At 69.2% G+C, this 17,022-nt stretch carries 17 protein-coding genes and 1 tRNA gene; 6 read left to right on the forward strand and 12 right to left on the reverse strand.

The window, feature by feature from the left end; all coding sequences use genetic code 11:
• Positions 1 to 95 precede the first annotated feature (95 nt).
• Positions 96 to 1,379 carry an MFS transporter gene (locus HQ325_RS06240; protein WP_222627351.1) on the forward strand — a complete coding sequence of 428 codons (1,284 nt, stop codon included), beginning with the start codon at positions 96 to 98 and terminating at the stop codon, positions 1,377 to 1,379.
• Here the strand turns inward: HQ325_RS06240 and HQ325_RS06245 are convergent.
• From HQ325_RS06245 to HQ325_RS06260, 4 genes are all read right to left on the reverse strand, one after another.
• The gene (locus tag HQ325_RS06245; protein ID WP_222627352.1) at positions 1,359 to 2,696 is read right to left on the reverse strand and encodes a DEAD/DEAH box helicase; all 1,338 of its coding nucleotides are present in this window, start codon (positions 2,694 to 2,696) and stop codon (positions 1,359 to 1,361) included. The genes HQ325_RS06240 and HQ325_RS06245 overlap by 21 nt on opposite strands.
• A gap of 572 nt (positions 2,697 to 3,268) precedes the next feature.
• A complete protein-coding gene (locus HQ325_RS06250) occupies positions 3,269 to 4,165 on the reverse strand; it encodes a DUF3089 domain-containing protein (protein ID WP_222627354.1) in 897 nt (298 codons plus the stop codon).
• A 25-nt stretch (positions 4,166 to 4,190) separates the two neighbouring features.
• Positions 4,191 to 4,263, reverse strand: a tRNA-Arg gene (locus HQ325_RS06255).
• Positions 4,264 to 4,317: 54 nt separating this feature from the next.
• Entirely contained in the window at positions 4,318 to 5,496 is a 1,179-nt protein-coding gene (locus HQ325_RS06260; protein WP_222628976.1) for a helix-turn-helix domain-containing protein, read from the reverse strand.
• Between the two features lie 384 nt (positions 5,497 to 5,880).
• On the opposite strand from HQ325_RS06260, the gene HQ325_RS06265 reads away from it, so the two are divergent.
• On the forward strand, positions 5,881 to 6,834 hold the full coding sequence (locus HQ325_RS06265) for an acyl-ACP desaturase (RefSeq protein WP_222627356.1): 954 nt from the start codon (positions 5,881 to 5,883) through the stop codon (positions 6,832 to 6,834).
• Positions 6,835 to 6,874: 40 nt separating this feature from the next.
• On the opposite strand, the gene HQ325_RS06270 is transcribed toward HQ325_RS06265, so the two are convergent.
• From HQ325_RS06270 to HQ325_RS06280, 3 genes are read right to left on the reverse strand one after another with little or no spacing between them, the layout of a single operon-like run.
• Entirely contained in the window at positions 6,875 to 7,201 is a 327-nt protein-coding gene (locus tag HQ325_RS06270; RefSeq protein WP_222627358.1) for a cupin domain-containing protein, read from the reverse strand.
• 40 nt (positions 7,202 to 7,241) lie between these two features.
• Positions 7,242 to 7,721 carry a dihydrofolate reductase gene (locus HQ325_RS06275; RefSeq protein WP_222627360.1) on the reverse strand — a complete coding sequence of 160 codons (480 nt, stop codon included), beginning with the start codon at positions 7,719 to 7,721 and terminating at the stop codon, positions 7,242 to 7,244.
• The gene (locus HQ325_RS06280; RefSeq protein ID WP_222627362.1) at positions 7,718 to 8,515 is read right to left on the reverse strand and encodes a thymidylate synthase; all 798 of its coding nucleotides are present in this window, start codon (positions 8,513 to 8,515) and stop codon (positions 7,718 to 7,720) included. Before HQ325_RS06280 ends, HQ325_RS06275 begins: the two co-directional genes overlap by 4 nt.
• 23 nt (positions 8,516 to 8,538) lie before the next feature.
• Here HQ325_RS06280 and cobF point away from each other — a divergent pair, with 23 nt between their 5' ends.
• Together cobF and HQ325_RS06290 are read left to right on the forward strand one after the other, a co-directional pair.
• Complete coding sequence (gene cobF / locus HQ325_RS06285) at positions 8,539 to 9,285, forward strand: precorrin-6A synthase (deacetylating) (protein ID WP_222627364.1); 747 nt, start codon at positions 8,539 to 8,541, stop codon at positions 9,283 to 9,285.
• A gap of 20 nt (positions 9,286 to 9,305) precedes the next feature.
• On the forward strand, positions 9,306 to 10,172 hold the full coding sequence (locus HQ325_RS06290) for an Fpg/Nei family DNA glycosylase (protein ID WP_222627366.1): 867 nt from the start codon (positions 9,306 to 9,308) through the stop codon (positions 10,170 to 10,172).
• 4 nt (positions 10,173 to 10,176) lie between these two features.
• Here the strand turns inward: HQ325_RS06290 and HQ325_RS06295 are convergent, their stop codons facing one another.
• Positions 10,177 to 11,745 carry a carboxylesterase/lipase family protein gene (locus HQ325_RS06295; protein ID WP_222627368.1) on the reverse strand — a complete coding sequence of 523 codons (1,569 nt, stop codon included), beginning with the start codon at positions 11,743 to 11,745 and terminating at the stop codon, positions 10,177 to 10,179.
• Positions 11,746 to 11,786: 41 nt separating this feature from the next.
• Here HQ325_RS06295 and HQ325_RS06300 point away from each other — a divergent pair, with 41 nt between their 5' ends.
• Positions 11,787 to 12,380, forward strand: a complete 594-nt coding sequence (locus tag HQ325_RS06300; protein ID WP_222627370.1) for a molybdenum cofactor biosysynthesis protein — start codon at positions 11,787 to 11,789, stop codon at positions 12,378 to 12,380.
• Here the strand turns inward: HQ325_RS06300 and HQ325_RS06305 are convergent.
• A complete protein-coding gene (locus tag HQ325_RS06305; RefSeq protein WP_222627372.1) occupies positions 12,377 to 13,816 on the reverse strand; it encodes an NAD(P)/FAD-dependent oxidoreductase in 1,440 nt (479 codons plus the stop codon). The two genes, HQ325_RS06300 and HQ325_RS06305, sit on opposite strands and share 4 nt — an antisense overlap.
• Positions 13,817 to 13,878: 62 nt before the next feature.
• Here HQ325_RS06305 and HQ325_RS06310 point away from each other — a divergent pair, with 62 nt between their 5' ends.
• Positions 13,879 to 14,631, forward strand: a complete 753-nt coding sequence (locus HQ325_RS06310; protein ID WP_222627374.1) for an SDR family oxidoreductase — start codon at positions 13,879 to 13,881, stop codon at positions 14,629 to 14,631.
• Here HQ325_RS06310 and HQ325_RS06315 read toward each other — a convergent pair whose 3' ends face one another.
• From HQ325_RS06315 to HQ325_RS06325, 3 genes are read right to left on the reverse strand one after another with little or no spacing between them, the layout of a single operon-like run.
• A complete protein-coding gene (locus tag HQ325_RS06315) occupies positions 14,632 to 14,877 on the reverse strand; it encodes a DUF2630 family protein (RefSeq protein ID WP_222627376.1) in 246 nt (81 codons plus the stop codon).
• 40 nt (positions 14,878 to 14,917) lie between these two features.
• The gene (locus tag HQ325_RS06320) at positions 14,918 to 16,198 is read right to left on the reverse strand and encodes a hypothetical protein (protein WP_222627378.1); all 1,281 of its coding nucleotides are present in this window, start codon (positions 16,196 to 16,198) and stop codon (positions 14,918 to 14,920) included.
• Positions 16,195 to 16,956, reverse strand: a complete 762-nt coding sequence (locus tag HQ325_RS06325; protein WP_222627380.1) for a crotonase/enoyl-CoA hydratase family protein — start codon at positions 16,954 to 16,956, stop codon at positions 16,195 to 16,197. Before HQ325_RS06325 ends, HQ325_RS06320 begins: the two co-directional genes overlap by 4 nt.
• Between the last annotated feature and the right edge of the window lie 66 nt (positions 16,957 to 17,022).

Genomic DNA, 17,022 nt, shown 5'->3' on the forward strand with positions numbered 1-17,022 from the left:
CGACCTGTGGCCGTCCTGGATCTCACCCCTCGAGTGTGCCACCGGCGTGTCCGGTTCCCGTTCCGACGGAGACCCGCGGAACGAGAAAGTGAGCCATGACGTCCGACTCCGACGCCGCCGTGCAGATCACGCGACCGAGACGCGTGCACCGGGCCTGGATCGTCGCCGCAGTGGCGTTCCTCGCACTCCTCGGAGCGGCGGGGTTCCGCGCCGCTCCGTCGGTGCTCATGGTGCCGATCACCGACGAGTTCGGGTGGTCGCGCGGCGTGCTGTCCGCGGCGGTGGGCATCAACCTGCTGCTGTTCGGGCTGACCGCACCGTTCGCGGCGGCGCTGATGGACCGCTTCGGCATCCGGACGGTGACATCCGTCGCCCTCACCGTCGTGGCCCTGGGCAGCGCCCTCACCGTGTTCGTCACCGCGCCGTGGCAGATCCTGCTGACGTGGGGGTTGCTCATCGGCCTGGGTACCGGATCGATGGCCCTCGTCTTCGCCGCCATGGTCACCGACCGCTGGTTCGTGCGGCGCCGCGGGCTCGTGTCCGGCATCCTCACGGCCGGGTCCGCGACCGGCCAGCTCATCTTCCTGCCGGTGGTCGCTGCGCTCGCCGACAGCTCGGGATGGCGGACGGCGTCACTCGTCGTGGCGGGCGGCGCACTGGCCGTCGTGCCGTTCGTGCTGCTGTTCCTGCGGAACTCTCCCGAGGAGGTGGGGGAGCTGCCGTACGGGGCGACCGAGCGACCCGCTCCTGTGCTCGTCACGGGGAATCCCGCGATGCGGGCGATCCGAGCACTGCGGGACGCGTCGTCCGTGCGGACGTTCTGGGCGCTGATGGTGGGCTTCGCGATCTGCGGCGCCACCACGAACGGGCTGGTGGGGGTGCACTTCATCCCGTCCGCGCATGATCACGGAATGCCGCAGACCACAGCCGCGGGACTGCTGGCCGTGGTGGGGATCTTCGACATCGTGGGCACCATCGCATCGGGCTGGCTCACCGACCGGGTGGATCCGAGACTGCTGCTGGGCGCGTACTACGCCTTCCGAGGCGTCGCCCTGCTGTTCCTGCCGGCGCTGCTGTCCGACGCCCTGCACCCGTCGATCGTGGTGTTCATCGTCGTGTACGGACTCGACTGGGTCGCCACGGTGCCGCCCACCATCGCTCTGTGTCGCGAGGTGTTCGGCGCGCAGGGACCATTGGTGTTCGGTTGGGTGTTCGCCTCGCACCAGGTGGGCGCCGGCATCGCGTCCGTGGTGGCGGGGGTCGTGCGCGATGCCACCGGTGAGTACACCGCCGCCTGGTTCGGCGCAGCTGGTCTCTGCGTCGTGGCGGCGGTGCTCAGCGTCGGGATCGCTCGGCGATCAGCCCCGGTAACCGGCTGATTCGCTGCGCGCGGTGGTGGGGCGACGACGTCGACCCGAGCCCGCGTTGGAGTTACCGGCGTGACCGCCGCGGGTGGAGCGTCCGCGTCCGGGCTGCTGCTGCTTCGGAGCCGGTGCGGCCTCCTTGGGAGCGGGCTTGACGTAGGCCGCGACGTCGCCGACCAGCTCCTGGACGGCCGGTGAGTCGACGGTCACGCGCTGCGGCGCCGCGTCGATCTTCGCCTTGCGCATCAGGACCGACAGGTCGCGGCGCTGCTCCGGCAGGACGACGGTGACGACGTCGCCGGCGCTGCCCGCACGGGCCGTACGGCCACTGCGGTGCAGGTAGGCCTTGTGCTCGGCGGGCGGATCGACGTGGACGACCAGCTCGACGTTGTCGACGTGCACACCGCGCGCCGCGACGTCGGTGGCGACGAGCACCCGCGCATCACCGTTGGAGAACGCGGCGAGGTTGCGGTCACGCGCAGCCTGCGACAGGTTGCCGTGCAGGTCGACGGACGGGATGCCGGCCTCGGTGAGCTGACGCGCCAGCTTGCGGGCCTGGTGCTTGGTGCGCATGAACAGGATGCGCCGACCCTCGCCGGAGGCGAGACGCTGAACCAGCGCCTTCTTGCCGTCGACGCCGCCCACCTCGAAGATGTGGTGGGTCATCGCGGCGACGGGGGAGTTCTCCTCGTCGACCGAGTGCTGCACCGGGTCGGTGAGGAACTGCTTGACCAGCTTGTCGACACCGTTGTCCAGTGTCGCCGAGAACAGCATGCGCTGTCCGTGCGAGGGCGTGGCCTTCATGATGCGCGTGACGCCGGGCAGGAAGCCCAGGTCCGCCATGTGGTCGGCCTCGTCGAGCACGGTGATCTCGATGTCGTCCAGCGTCACCAGACGCTGCTTCATCAGATCCTCGAGGCGGCCGGGGCAGGCGACGACGATGTCGACGCCGCGGTTGAGCGCGGTGACCTGGCGTGCCTGCGAGACGCCACCGAAGATCGTCGTGACGCGCAGGTTCGACGCCATGGTGAGCGGCTCGAGGGCGGCAGCGATCTGGGTGGCCAGCTCACGGGTGGGGGCAAGGATCAGACCACGCGGGCGATTGGGCTTGCGGACGCCCGAGAACGTCTCGCCGAGGCGGGACACCATGGGGATGGAGAACGCGAGAGTTTTTCCGCTGCCGGTCTTTCCGCGTCCGAGGACGTCGCGACCCTTCAGCGTGTCGGGCAGGGTGTCCGCCTGGATGGGGAACGGTGACGCGATGCCGGCAGCTGTGAGAGCGCGGACGAGACGGTCACTGACGCCGAGGTCGGCGAAGGAGGGAGAAGTCATGAAGAGTTCGAGTGCCTTTCGGGCATCTGAGCACTCCTGTGGCGGAGCGCAGAATGGCGAGACTGCCGGTGGGCAGTTCCGATCGCCGTAAGAAAAATTCGTGCTGATTCCACGACGTACGCCGCGCACAGTGGCGCAGCAGCGTGACCCAGTGTAGCCGGTCGGTCGCTGTGACCGCGGTCTCGCAACCCGTGGGGCGTTGCGGGGCGCGCTGAATCGGCTGGAGTGGTTGTGGCGGAACGGGATCGGCTGTGCTGTGTCGCGTGTGCACACCCCTTGTCGCGAGCTCACACCCCTTCCAGCAGGCTGCAGCGGGTGTGCGCTTCACAGAACCGGTGTGCGCTCCGGCGTGCTGGGTTGCACGCGCGGCTGCGTCGCGTGTGCACACCCCTTGTCGCGAGCTCACACACCTACCCGCAGGCTGCAGCGGGTGTGCGCTTCACAGAACCGGTGTGCGCTCCGGCGGATGGGTTGCACGCGCGGCTGCGTCGCGTGTGCACACCCCTTGTCGCGAGCTCACACCCCTTCCAGCAGGCTGCAATGGGTGTGCGCTTCACAGAACCGGTGTGCGGTCAGGCAGTGAACGCCGCGCTCTGCGACCGCACCAGATCGACCAGCGTCTGCTGCGGAATCGTCAGGTCCAGCAGGTGCAGGCCCCAGGTGGCGTTCGGCAGCGTGGGCAGGGCCGAGGCTCCCGGGCCGTCGATCATCAGCACGTTGTCGTCGTCGCACTGCGCCGTGAGGTTCGGCAGCGGCCCCGGTACCGGTGTCCTGGCATTCGTCCCGAGCGACGCCGGGTTGGTGCAGAGGATGCCGTCGCCGCCGTAGCGGGAGTCGGGCGGGGGAAAGCGCGAGAACGTGGAATACGCTACGACGCAACCGGTCTCGCTCGCATCCGTGCACGGGGCGACGGTGGTGAAGTCCGACGTCCGTACCGATATGCCGGGAATGATGGCGGACACCAACAGTGCTCGCGTCGCGGGATCCGGTTCGATGCGTTGCTGCAGGAGCGTGCGCAGCATGCGTGACCCCTGCGAATGGCCGACGAGCACGACACCGCGGTTCGAGTTCCGCTGCGCGAGGTAGTCGGTCCAGGCTCGATCGATGTCCACGTAGGCCGCGGCGAGTGCCGCATCGCGTGCGGGACCGTCCGCGGTGGCGAGGCTCAGCAGAGTGGCCTGGCGGTAGACCGGAGCCCATACGTTGCACACGGATCCGAACGGGCGAGCCTGCGCTGCCGCAGCGAAGGCGAGTTCGGGAGAGGCGTCGAGGTTCGCGGACTGCGCCGGCTGCAGGGAGGCGGTCGGGTAGACGTAGAAGCAGTCGACAGGGGCGTCGGTGCCACCCCCACACGGATCCGCGGCCCCGGGTCGACAGAGCCAGGTGGTGGACGGTGCGGCCGACGCGGCCGGAACGGACAGGAAGAGGGAACCGAGCAGGCCTGCCACGAGGAGGAGCGCGCGCGTCATGGCTGGACTGTAGCGGAGCCTTCGGTGCCCTCGGCAGGATTCGAACCTGCGACCTACCCTTTAGGAGAGGGTTGCTCTATCCCCTGAGCTACGAGGGCCGACCCGGTGAGAGCCGGGCTGACGTTCAGCACTCTACCGGGTCGACGTGGCCGTCAGGCGCTGGGCGAGATGGCTTCCAACTTGCGTGCCACCAGTGCGGCCTGCAGGTGCCGCATCCCGGACGGGCGCGTGGGATCGAACCCCGTGAGGTGCGCGATCCGCTTGAGGCGGTAGTCGACCGTGTTGGTGTGCAGGTGCAGCTGCCGGGCCGACCGCTGCCGGTTGAGGTCGTGATTGATGTGGATCTCGAGGGTCTCGAGCAGCTCGGGCGAGTTGTCCAGCGGGACCAGGACGCGCGAGAGGTACGCCCGGCCGGGGCCGGGGCGCGTGAGCTGGTACTCGAGAACCAGGTCGGTCATGCGGTAGACGCCGGCGGGTCGACGAAGCTGCTGGGCGAGATCGAGAAGCTCGTGCACCTGATCCGAGGCGGCCGGCACGTCGTTGACGGAACTGGTGGCGACGGTGGCGGTGACCGCTGTCTCGGCGGCGACGGACATGCGCTCGACGAGGGTGGCGACCCACTCGTCGTCGCGCTCGCCCGGCACCAGGATGGTGCCGCCCTCGGCGGACAGCATCGACAGAGGAGAGCGGTCGCACACGAGAGCCAGCTCGGCCTGCACGCGGCGCAGCTTGCGACGGGCGGTGACCGCGCGCGGCAGGGCGGGGTTGGACTCGTCGGGGTGAGCGGCGATGGAGACGGCGAGCACGGTGAACGAGTCGGCGAGCTCGATGCCCGACTGGCGAGCCACGGAACGCGCGTTGTGGCCGCTGAGCAGTGCTGTGACGACGGTGTGCGCCGCGGTGTGATGCTCGCTCGCGACGGCCTGCAGTTCGTCGACGTAGCTGGCCGACGCGGCCGTCGAGATGCGCTCCGACAGGGCGACGAACGCCTTGGCGACGGACTTGAGGTTGCCCGTCGCGCGTTCGGACACCAGGTCCCAGCCCATCTGGATGCCCTCGTGGTAGACGCCGAGGACGGCGCGGAGCGGAACTCCCTCGCGGGCCCACTGCGCCGCGCGGCCGCCGAGCTCGGCGATGTCCTCGTCCGAGGTGGTCGGTGCGTCTCCGACACCGACGGCCATCGACAGGCAGGACACCGTCAGTTCCGTGACGTCCGCCCGGAGGCTCGCGCCCAGTGTCGACGTGCGGGTGGCCGCAGCCGGCTGTCCCACCGTGCGACGAGCGACGTTCTCGAGGTCGCGTGGCGGCACGCCGGTGCGGCCTGCCACCATGAGTCCGGTGGTGCTCTTCTCCACCGCAGCCGCCTGGGACGACTGCGTGTTCTCGACACTCACGTAACTAGTTCCTTCCGGTCGGCGAGCCGTACGTCCACTCCGTGGCACGTGGCGGTTTCCTGCCACGTCCACGATCGACTGACTCGTCACTCGCACAAAAACGGGGCGCAAGTTCAAATTGTAGGGCAATAAAAGTTTATATGTGTAGTTTCGTCCCGCGTTTCCTCACGGTGCTGTGACTCGAGCCAGGCGGAATCGGGCCCTCCTGCGACTCGTCCCAACATCGACGCAAGGCAGCGGCAGCCCGATCGGACGCGTCCTAGCGTCACCTCTCGTCGGCCTGCCAGGTCGACGGAACACGACGCGTCACGGGGGAATCTCATGCCACAGGTGCTGTCACAGATCGAGCTGCTGCGCGAACTGCAGCCGGTAGCGGAAACCAATCTCGAACGCCATCTGACGCTGGCCAAGCCGTGGAACCCGCACGATTACATCCCGTGGAGCGACGGCAAGAACTTCGCGATGCTGGGTGGCCAGGACTGGTCGCCGGAGCAGTCGTCCCTGTCCAAGGTTGCCAAGGCTGCCATGGTCACCAACCTCCTGACCGAGGACAACCTGCCCTCCTACCACCGCGGTCTCGCCGAGAACTTCTCGATGGACGGAGCCTGGGGAACCTGGGTCGGTCGGTGGACCGCGGAGGAGAACCGCCACGGCATCGCGATGCGCGACTACCTCGTCGTCACCCGGAGTGTCGATCCCGTCGCGCTCGAGCAGGCGCGGATGGAGCACATGACGGTGGGCATCGACTCGCCGATGGAGGGCGCCAATCTGCTGCACGGCGTCGCCTACGTGACGTTCCAGGAGCTGGCCACGCGGGTGTCGCACCGCAACACCGGCAGGGCCTGCAACGATCCGATCGCCGACGCACTACTGGCCCGCATCGCGGCCGACGAGAACCTGCACATGATCTTCTATCGGAACATGTGCGCGGCAGCCATCGAGCTCGCGCCGGACCAGACGATGAAGGCGATCGCCGACGTCGTCATGAACTTCCAGATGCCGGGGCTCAACCAGCCGGACTTCCGTCGCAACGCCGTCCTCATCGCGAAGTACGGCATCTACGACCTGCGCCAGCACCTCGACGAGGTCATCATGCCGGTGCTGCGCAAGTGGGACATCTTCGAGCGCACCGACTTCGGACCCGAGGGCGAGAAGCTGCGTGAACTGGTGGCCGACTACCTGGCGGACCTCGAGAAGCAGGCGGTGCGCTTCGAGGAGTCCCGCGACCGGGCGCTGGCCCGCGATCGCGAGCGCGGCGAAGCCATCGCCGTCTGACCGATCGAACGACTGACCGCCTCGAACCGGCCTGCCCGTCCTACATCGCGACGGTCAGCAGGAACGCGACGTCCTCGACGGCCTCCACACTGTGGCGGGCGTCGGGGACGACGAGGAGATCGCCCGCGGAACCTTTCCAGGATCGCTCACCGCTCACCAGTTGCAACTGGCCGCTGAGCACCAGGACCGTGGACTCTCCGTTCAGATCGTGCTCGGCCAGCGAGTTGCCCGCGGCCAGGCCCACCACTGTCTGCCGCAGACTGCGCTGGTGCCCGCCGTAGACGGTGCTCGAACTCCGTCCGCTGGACGCGGTCCTCGCCAGCTTCAGCTGTTGCCGAGCGAGCGCGGTCAGCGATTTCTTGTCCATGCGTCGTATTGTCCCGCTCGGCGGGCCCCGGCGCGGCGAATCAGCGCGTGTAGCGCACGAATCGATAGCGGACATCGGACGCGCTGCTCGTACGCCAGGTGCCCTCGGTCCGGGTGAACGATGCCGGCACTTCGGGGGCCACCGTGTCGCCGCCGGGGACGTCCAGATCGATCTCGGTCATCTCGACGACGTCCGCGTGCGGAAGGGCGAGTCGGTAGATGTCCGCACCGCCGATGATCCACGTGTCGTGGCCGCCGAGCAGCGCTTCGTCCATCGTGGCGGCACGCGCGGCGCCCTCCGCGGACCAGGACGCGTCACGGCTGAGCACGATGTTCGTCCGGCCGGGCAGAGGGCGGAACCGTGCGGGCAACGAGTCCCAGGTGCGCCGTCCCATGACGACGCGGCTCGAACCCGTGATCTCCCGGAAGTGCGCCATGTCCTCGGGCACCCGCCACGGGATCGTGCCGTCCTTGCCGATGACGCCGCCGTGCGCCTGCGCCCACACCAACCCGATCGTCATACCGCGACGGGTGCCTTGATCGCGGGATGGTGCTGGTAGTCGACGATCTCGATGTCCTCGAAGGTGTAGTCGAAGATCGAGTCACGTGGAGCGAGTCGGAGCGTGGGGGCGGGGAACGCCTCTCGCGTCACCTGCTCGCGCACCTGGTCGACGTGATTGTCGTAGATGTGGCAGTCGCCGCCGGTCCACACGAAGTCGCCCACCGCGAGACCGGTCTGCGCGGCGACCATGTGCGTGAGCAGGGCGTAGCTCGCGATGTTGAACGGCACGCCGAGGAACATGTCGGCGCTGCGCTGGTACAGCTGGCAGGAGAGCTTTCCGTCGGCGACGTAGAACTGGAAGAAGGCGTGGCACGGAGCCAGGGCCATGTCGGGGATCTCCGCGACGTTCCAGGCCGAGACGATCATGCGTCGGGAATCGGGGTCGCGGCGGATGGTGTCGATCACCTGCGAGATCTGGTCGATGTGGTCGCCCGACGGCGTGGGCCACGAGCGCCACTGCACTCCGTAGACCGGCCCCAGGTCGCCCTTCTCGTCGGCCCACTCGTCCCAGATGGTGACGCCGTTCTCGCGCAGGTAGGCGACGTTGGACTCGCCCCGCAGGAACCACAGCAACTCGTGCACGATCGACTTGAGGTGCACCCGCTTGGTGGTCACGAGGGGAAAGCCCTCGGACAGATCGAACCGCATCTGGTGGCCGAACAGGCTGGTGGTGCCCGTCCCGGTGCGGTCGGACTTGGGCGTGCCCTCCGCGAGCACGCGGCGGAGCAGATCCTCGTAGGGCGTCGCGACCATGGCTACACCTTAGGCTCAGGCAGATGAGGACCATGCACGTGATCGGTATCGGCGCGGGGGATCCCGACCAGGTGACCGTCGCGGCGATCAAGGCGATGAACACCGTCGACGTCTTCTTCGTCATCGACAAGGGCGCGCAGAAGCAGGAGTTGGTCGACGTCCGCACCCGCATCCTGCGTGAGCACGTGCCGACCGACCATCGCGTGGTCGAGTTCACCGATCCGCCTCGTGACCGCGCGCCGTCGGACTACGACGACGCCGTCGACACCTGGCACGACCTCCGCGCCCGGATGCTCGCCGACCTCGTGGACGCGGAGCCGTCCGAGTCGGTCGGCGCGATGCTGGTGTGGGGCGACCCGTCGCTCTACGACAGCACGTTGCGCGTGGTGGAGCGGGTGCGCGCCGTGCTGGACAGCCCGTTCGAGGTCTCGGTGATCCCGGGTGTCACCAGTCCCTCGGCGCTCGCGGCGGCGCACCGCATCGTGATGAACCGCGTGGGGGAGCCTGTCCTCACCACCACCGGTCGCCGGCTTCGCGACGAGGGCCTGCCCGACGGCGTCACGGCGGCCGTGGTGATGCTGGACTCGGACTGCAGCTTCCGGTCTCTGCCCGGGTGGCACGTGTGGTGGGGCGCGAACCTGGGCACGCCCGGTGAGGTGATCCTGGAGGGCACGGTCGACGACATCGGGGACGAGATCGTCGAGCGTCGGGCGGCTCTACGGGCCGAGGCGGGTTGGGTGATGGACACCTATCTGGTCCATCTGCCGTGAACTCCCGTTAGGGTCGAGACGTGCCGGAACTACCCGAGGTGGAGGCCCTCGCCGGCTTTCTGCGCGATCACGCGCTGGGAGCGGTGATCGGGCGCATCGACGTGGCCGCGCTGAGTGTTCTCAAGACCTTCGACCCGCCGGTCACCGATCTGCAGGGCAAGGACATCACGGCCGCCGCTCGGTGGGGCAAGCATCTCGGTATCGAGGCCGGCGGGCTCTGGCTCGTCACGCATCTGTCCCGCGGTGGCTGGCTGCGGTGGACGGACAACCCGTCGTCGGCGCCGCCCAAGCCCGGTAAGGGGCCGCTCGCTCTCCGCGTGCATCTCTTCACGCCCGAGGGACTCACGCCCGCGTTCGACCTCACCGAGGCGGGGACGCGCAAGCGGCTCGCCGTGTGGGTCGTGCGGGATCCACAGGACGTTCCCGGCATCGCCCGTCTGGGCCCGGACGCACTCGCGGTGACGGAGCCGGAGTTCGCGGAACTGCTCGCCCGCAAGAGTTCTCGGCTCAAGACCGCGCTGGTGGATCAGCAACTGCTCGCCGGAATCGGCAATGCCTACAGCGACGAGATCCTGCACACCGCGAAGCTGTCGCCGTTCGCCACCACCGCCTCGCTCACTCCCGAGTCGGTGACCCTGCTGTGGACCACGATGCGCTCGGTCCTGCTCGACGCCGTCGCGCGGTCCGAGGGTCAGGACGCGGCACGGCTCAAGGGCGAGAAGCGGTCCGGCATGCGGGTGCACGCGCGGACGGGAATGCCCTGCCCGGTCTGCGGCGACACCGTGCGCGAGGTGTCCTACGTCGACAGGTCGTTCCAGTACTGCCCCACGTGCCAGACCGGCGGCCGGATTCTCGCCGACCGCCGTCTGTCCCGTCTCGTGAAGTAGCCGATCAGCGGAAGTCCTGCGACGACTCGTTCTCCGTACCGGCCGAGGATGCTGTCGGTGTGTCGTAGCCGCTGAAGCCCTCCCACGCGGCGCGGCGGGATCCGAGCGGATCGTTCTCCATCCGCGTCGCGCTGTCGAAGATCCGGGTGGCGCGCCCGGGCACCTCGTAGCGGGTCCAGTCCGCTTCGGGCGCACCCGTTCTCGCGAAGGCGAGCCACTGCTTCTGCACCTCGTCGGTGACGGCCACCGAGCTGCCCCAGTCACCCAGGATCGCGAAGAACTTCCCGACGCGGGCGCGGTAGACGCCGAACACGGCGAACAGTTCGGAACCGTGCGTCGAATGCAGCTTCAGGAGGTCGAACAACCGCGGCGAGTAGTCGTAGCGGTAGACGTAGGTGGGCGCGTGTTCGGTGTGGGCGTCCGCGATCTCGAGCGACGGTCGCCAGAAGGTGATGTCGCCGCCGAAGTCGATGGCGGACAGACCCTTCGGGTACCCGGGGTACTCCGCGAGAATGCGATCCTTGGCCGACGGGTCGGTGTTCGCGAACAGGCGGTCGATGCGTTCGGCGTTCGTGGGCAGGGCGTCGAGCCACTTGGGGAACAGGGTGCCCTCGTGCTCGTTGCTGCCGATGATCATCGGAACCGGGTGTGCGCGGCCCGATCGGTACGCCGCGAGCGGCGCTTCCGGCACGTAGTCCCCGTCGACGCTGGGGCCGAACGGAATGAGCCCCGGAGTCTCCTTCAGGCTCTTCGAACCCAGCCGGTGAGCCGCCTTCAGCAGATCGGCCACGTCGGCGCCCGCGAGCGCCTCCGCGGCGGTGTCCGGAGTGGCACCGAGCAACTCGACGAAGTCGCGTCCCCACTTCTCGCTGCGGTCGGACGTGGCGACCATGCCCGGGGCCGAGCTCTGCGAGATGGCCTTGTGGAAGAGGCCCTTCGTGGCGGGCACGGTCGTCAGCGTGGTGACGGCATTGCCGCCGGCCGATTCGCCGAAGATGGTGACGTTGTCCGGATCGCCGCCGAACGAGGCGATGTTGCGCCGGACCCACTGCAGCGCGGCGACCTGGTCCCGCAGCCCGAGATTGCTGTCGAAGGTCCGGTCGGGCGTCGAGAACTGTCGGAAATCGAGGTATCCGAGGGCGCCGAGCCGGTAGTTGAGCGAGACGTAGACGATGTCGCCGCGGCGGACCAGCGACGTGCCCGAGTACATGGAGGTGGCCGACGTTCCCAGCGTGTACGCGCCGCCGTGGATGAACACCATCACGGGCCGGGGACCGGTGGCCGTGGTCGCCGGCGCGCTGACGTTGAGCGTCAGGCAGTCCTCGCTGGTGCCCTGTCCCTTGATGGGTCCGATGGGGGAGCGGCCGGAATCCTGGACCGCCGCATCACCCCAGCGGGTGGCGTCCCGGACGCCCTCCCAGGCCGTCGGCGGCTGCGGCGCACGCAACCGCAGCGGTCCGACCGGCGGCTGCGCGTACGGGATGCCCCGCCACTGCGCGATGCCGCGCGCGACGAATCCGCGGACCCGCCCCTCGCTCGTGGTGATCTCTGTCGAAAAGTCTCCCTGCCCCATCCGGCCGACTATACGGAGAGCAGAGTGAGCACACTCGGGGTATGACGTTCACCTGTCCCATCGAGATCGTGCAGCTTCTCGTGTCTCCGTCACATGCCTACTTCGGTCGCAGCAAGGACGGGCCCGCCGCCGACGTACGCACGCAACAGCCGTCGTCCGTCGAGGTGGTGACCGGGAAGGGCATCCGGGGCGACCGGTTCTTCGGCGTCAAGGCCCATACCGAGGCCGCGATCACGTTCCTGGCGATCGAGGCGTGGGAGACGGCGGTCGCCGAGGCGAACGCTCTGCATCCGGACGACGAGCCGTGGGACGGCGACGTGAGCGTGGCGCGACGCAACATCGTCGTTCGGGGTCTCGAGCTCGACCCGCTCCGGGGCGAGGACTTCGTCATCGACACCGGTGACGGCCCGGTGCTCCTGCGCGGAGGCCGGCCGGCGCACCCGTGCGCGTGGATGGACAGCATGGTGGTGGACGGCACCCGGAAGGCTCTGATCGGACGCGGTGGTCTGCGCACAGCGCCGATCAGCTCGGGCACGCTCCGCGTCGGACACGGCGTCGTGATCTCCCCGGTCCCGCTCGACCCTGCGCGAGCGGCGCTCTCCGTGCGGCGCGCCCAGCCGCTGCCGCGCAGCTAACTCCCGTCGCGAGCGGACTCCAGGAGGCGCAACCAGACCTCGCTCATCGTCGGGTAGGACGGGACCGCGTGCCACAGGGTCTCCAGCGGGACGCGGCCTACCACCGCGATGGTGGCCGCGTGCAGGAGTTCCGCGACGCCTTGGCCGACCAGCGTGAATCCGACGATCACGTCGCTCGACGTGTCGATCACCATCGACGCGTGTCCGGCGAAGTCGTCTTGGCGCAGTGAGCTTCCCGCGACGGCGATGTCCATCTCGACCACCCGCACCGGCAGACCGGCGGCCCGCGCCTTCCTCTCGGTGAGGCCCACCGACGCCACCTCGGGGGTGGTGAAGACGACCTGGGGCACCTGGCCGTGGTCGGCGCTCGCCCGGAACCTGCTGCCGTCGATCGATCGACCCTCCGCGCGCGCGGCGATGACGTCGCCGCACACGCGTCCCTGGTACTTGCCCATGTGGGTGAGTAGGGCGCGACCGTTGACGTCGCCCACCGCGTAGAGCCACTCGTCCTTCGCCGTCAGATGGTCGTCGACGGCGATCGAGTCCCCGGTGGGGAGGCCCACCGCGTCGAGTCCCAGGTCCTTGGTGGCCGGCCGTCGACCTGCGGCGACCAGGATCTCGTCGACCTCGAGTGTGTCGTCACCGACCGTCACCGAGGCGGGACCGCCGTGGAGGTGGCCGTACCCGGTGTCCCGCGCGTCGGGTCGCGACACCGTGGCGACCTGCGACTCGAACAGGATGCGTGCACCCGCGGCGGTCAGTGCGTCGGCCACCGCGGCCCCGGCGAAGGGCTCCGATCCGGTCAACAGCGAGGTTCCGCGCACGATCATCGTGACCTCCGCGCCGAGGGCCAGCAACCATGTCGCCGACTCGCAGGCGACGACGCCCCCGCCGATCACGATGATCCGCTCCGGTACCTCGTGCAGGTTGGTCGAATCGCGGGACGTCCACGGAAGTGCCTCGCGCAGTCCGGGAATGGGCGGCACCGTGGCCGTGGTGCCGGTCGCGAGGACCACCGCGTGCCGGGCGCGCAGGACCCGATCGCCCACCGTCACCTCGCGCTCGCCGGACACTCGCCCGTGACCCCGGACGACATGGATGTTCGCACCCTCGGCCCACTCGACCTGCGACGAGTCGTCGAGCCCGTGGGTGTAGCTCTCGCGGCGGGCGAGCACCGCATCGACGTCGAGTCGCGCGTCGCCCACGATCTCGCGTACCCCGGGCATCGAGCGGGCCTGGTTCAGGACGGAACCGGGCAGGAGCAGCGCCTTGCTGGGCATGCAGGCCCAGTACGAGCACTCACCGCCCACCAGTTCGTGCTCGACGAGGGCGGCGGTGCGATCACTGCCCGCGATCGCATACTGCGCCGCGTTCTCGCCGACGGGTCCTCCGCCGATCACGATGACGTCGTACTCGTCGGTGCTGCTGTCGCTCACTGATCCTCCATTCACAGGGACGTCGGGGTTCTGAGTCGGTCGTGGTGGCTAGTGTGTGCCCGATGGGGAGACAGAAGATCGTGATCACCGGGGCCAGTTCGGGTCTGGGCGAGGAGATGGCGCGGCGGTTCGCGGCGATGGGCCGCGACGTGGGGCTCTGTGCCCGGCGGGTGGAGCGGCTCGAGGCTCTGCGCGCCGAGCTCACCGTCCGGCATCCGGACATCACCGTGGCGGTCGCCGCGATGGACGTGACGGATCACGAGTCGGTGGTGTCGGGGATCGACGCGCTGCGGGAGACACTCGGCGGGCTCGACCGCGTGATCGTGAACGCCGGTCTCGGGAAGGGCGCGAGGCTCGGCACCGGCCGCGCGGACGCCAACCTCGAGACCGCACGCACCAACTTCGTCGGAGTGGTGTCGCAGGTCGAGGCAGCGCTGGCGGTGTTCCGTGAGCAGAATGCCGGTCACCTCGTCCTCGTGTCGTCGGTCAGTGCCGATCGCGGACTACCCGGATCGAAGGCTGTCTATTCCGCATCGAAGGCGGGAGTCTCGGCGCTCGGCGAGGCGCTGGTCGCCGAACTCCGCCGAACACCCATCACGGTCACCACGGTGCTGCCCGGGTACGTCGCCACCGACATGTCCTCCCGCGCGGGAGACGCCGGTCGGCTGATGTCCTCACTCGACGACGGCGTCTCCGCGATGGTCTCGGCCATCGAGAAGGAGGTCACGCGCTCCGCGGTGCCGGGCCTCACGTGGAAGGCCATCGACGTCGTCCTGCGCGTGCTCCCTCGTCGCCTCACGGACAGGCTCGTCTAGCTACTGCAGGTAGCCCTCGACCTGCGAGACGGGCTGCGCCTCGGCGTCGTCAGGGGACAGGCCGGCGTCCTTCTTGGCGCGGCGCTGACGCAGCAGGTCCCAGCACTGGTCGAGCGCCTTCTCGAGCTGGTCGAGCTGCGCCCGCTCCTCACCGGGGTCGAGCTCGCCGGCCTCGGTGCGCGAACGCAACGCGTGCTCGGTGTCGACCAGGTCCTTGATCTTCGCGTAGATGTCGGTCTCGCTCATGAACGCACTCGCCCTCTCTCGTCGGTGGTGTTCACCGTACTCACCAGAAGTCGGGTGTGAGGTGGTGATGCGCCAGCGCCTGGCAGATCGCGTCGCGGAGCTGCTTCACCGAGTGCGCCTCCGCGGGATCGGTGACCACCACCGACAGCGTGTAGGCGTGATCGTGGCGGCACAGATAGGCCGACAGGATGGTCGGCGACGCGGCGGACTGCTCGTGTCGTAGTCCCGGGTGGATCGCTCGGGCGGCGACGTGCACCGCGCGGCGGCCGCCGATGGTCCGCACCGCTTCGGGAAGCGGACCGATGTTGGAGCACAGTGCATCCCGCCGCCCCGTCGACGGTGCGAGCAGCGCGGCGGCGCGTTCGGGGACGACGTGCAGCAACTCGTCGGGAAAGCCCGCGGGACCGGTCAGGGGGCTCCGGTACGCCGTCTTCGCCCGCTGTCGGACATCGGCCAGTGAGTCGGCACCCGTGATGCGGACGGCCGTCACCGAGATCGCGTTGGCGCCGCCCCCCTCGACCTTCATCGGGACACCCAGCAGAACGGAGTCGTCGGTGCCGCCGGACGTGCCGGAACACCTCAGGGTCGCGACGACGGCTGCGGCGACGGACAGGAACACCACGTTGGGAGTGCCCGCTCCCTCGGCGGCGACCCGATCCCATTGCGTCGCATCCACATCGGTGCTCACGGACAGGACTTCCCACCCGTCGGGACGGGCGGGCGCACGAGTCCCGGTCCTCGATGCCTGCAGGTAGTGCATCAGTTCGGCACGTCGGGCCCGACTGACGGCCAGGGCGGAGACGGCCATTGTGGTGCGGCCGAGGACGGTCGACAGTGTCGCCAGCGCGTCGGCGGTGTCGGTGGTGTCGTCGTCCGGGGAGAGTGCGTCCGGTACCCCGGACAGCGCCGCCGCTGCGGCGTCGATGAGTCCGCGTGCATCGGCGATGACGTGCGAGCACACCAGTGAGACAGCGGTCCCGTTCCTGCAGGGCGCCGCCGTCAGGCGCCAGCCCGGCCCGTATTCCGGATCCAGTGACTCGTCGGCGCACGACTCGGCCCAGCGGACGGGGTCGTCGGTCGGCTCCGTCCACCGGACTCCGGGCCGCCCCGACGCCCGTACCCACCGTCGGCGAGCGCCGGGCAGGCGCGAACTGACGATCCGCACACCCAGGCGTCCCTCGGCGAGACGAGCGTCGATCAGGTCGAGAGCGTCCCGGGTGATGGGCTCTTCCGTGACCCAGATACCCTGCATGGCAACGGGTATGCCGAAGCCGCGATGGGTGCGGAGAAAGATCTCGTCGACGACGGAGAGGCGAGTCACTCGAGCGGTGCTCCGTGTCGTCCGGCGCCGGACGCGAACTTCTGCGCACCGTCGAACGCATCGACGAGCGAGGTGGCACCGTGCCGGAACTCGTTCGCCATCGCCGCGCGATGGTCCATGCCCTCCTGCTCGAGCGCCGACAGGCGGTCGCCGCGCAGGCAGGCCTGCGGGAACTCGGCCAGCGACGCCGCGAGTTCCTCGGCGGCGGCGCGGCAGGTGCCCGTGGGAACGACCCGGTTGGCGAGTCCGAACGTCAGCGCCTCCTGCGCATCGACGGCACGCCCGGTGAGAATCATGTCCATCGCCCGCGACGTACCGATCGCCCGTGGCAACCGCACCGTCCCGCCGTCGATCAGCGGCACACCCCAGCGCCGACAGAACACACCGAACACGGCGTCCTCGTCGGCGACGCGGAGGTCGCACCACAGAGCGAGTTCGAGGCCGCCGGCGACCGCGTGACCGGACACCGCGGCGATGACGGGCTTGGACAGTTCCATGCGCGTGGGGCCCATCGGACCGTCACCGTGTTCGGTCGCCACATTGGAGCGCTCGGTGCCCAGCGCCTTGAGGTCGGCACCGGCGCAGAAGGTTCCGCCGTCTCCCCAGAGCACCGCCACCGATGCCGTCGGATCGGCGTCGAACTCCTCGAAGGCCTCCACCAGGGCTGCCGCCGTGGGACCGTCCACGGCGTTGCGCGCCTCGGGTCGGTGGAGGATCACCGTGACCACCGGACCTCGTCTTTCGATCCGCACGTTCATGGTCCGACCGTACCGCTGCCCACGCCTGGTTGTGGTTGTTCACGAGGGCGCCGAAGAAAGTTCGCC

Source organism: Rhodococcus sp. BP-349, from assembly GCF_019835845.1.
Taxonomy (GTDB): Bacteria; Actinomycetota; Actinomycetes; order Mycobacteriales; family Mycobacteriaceae; genus Rhodococcoides.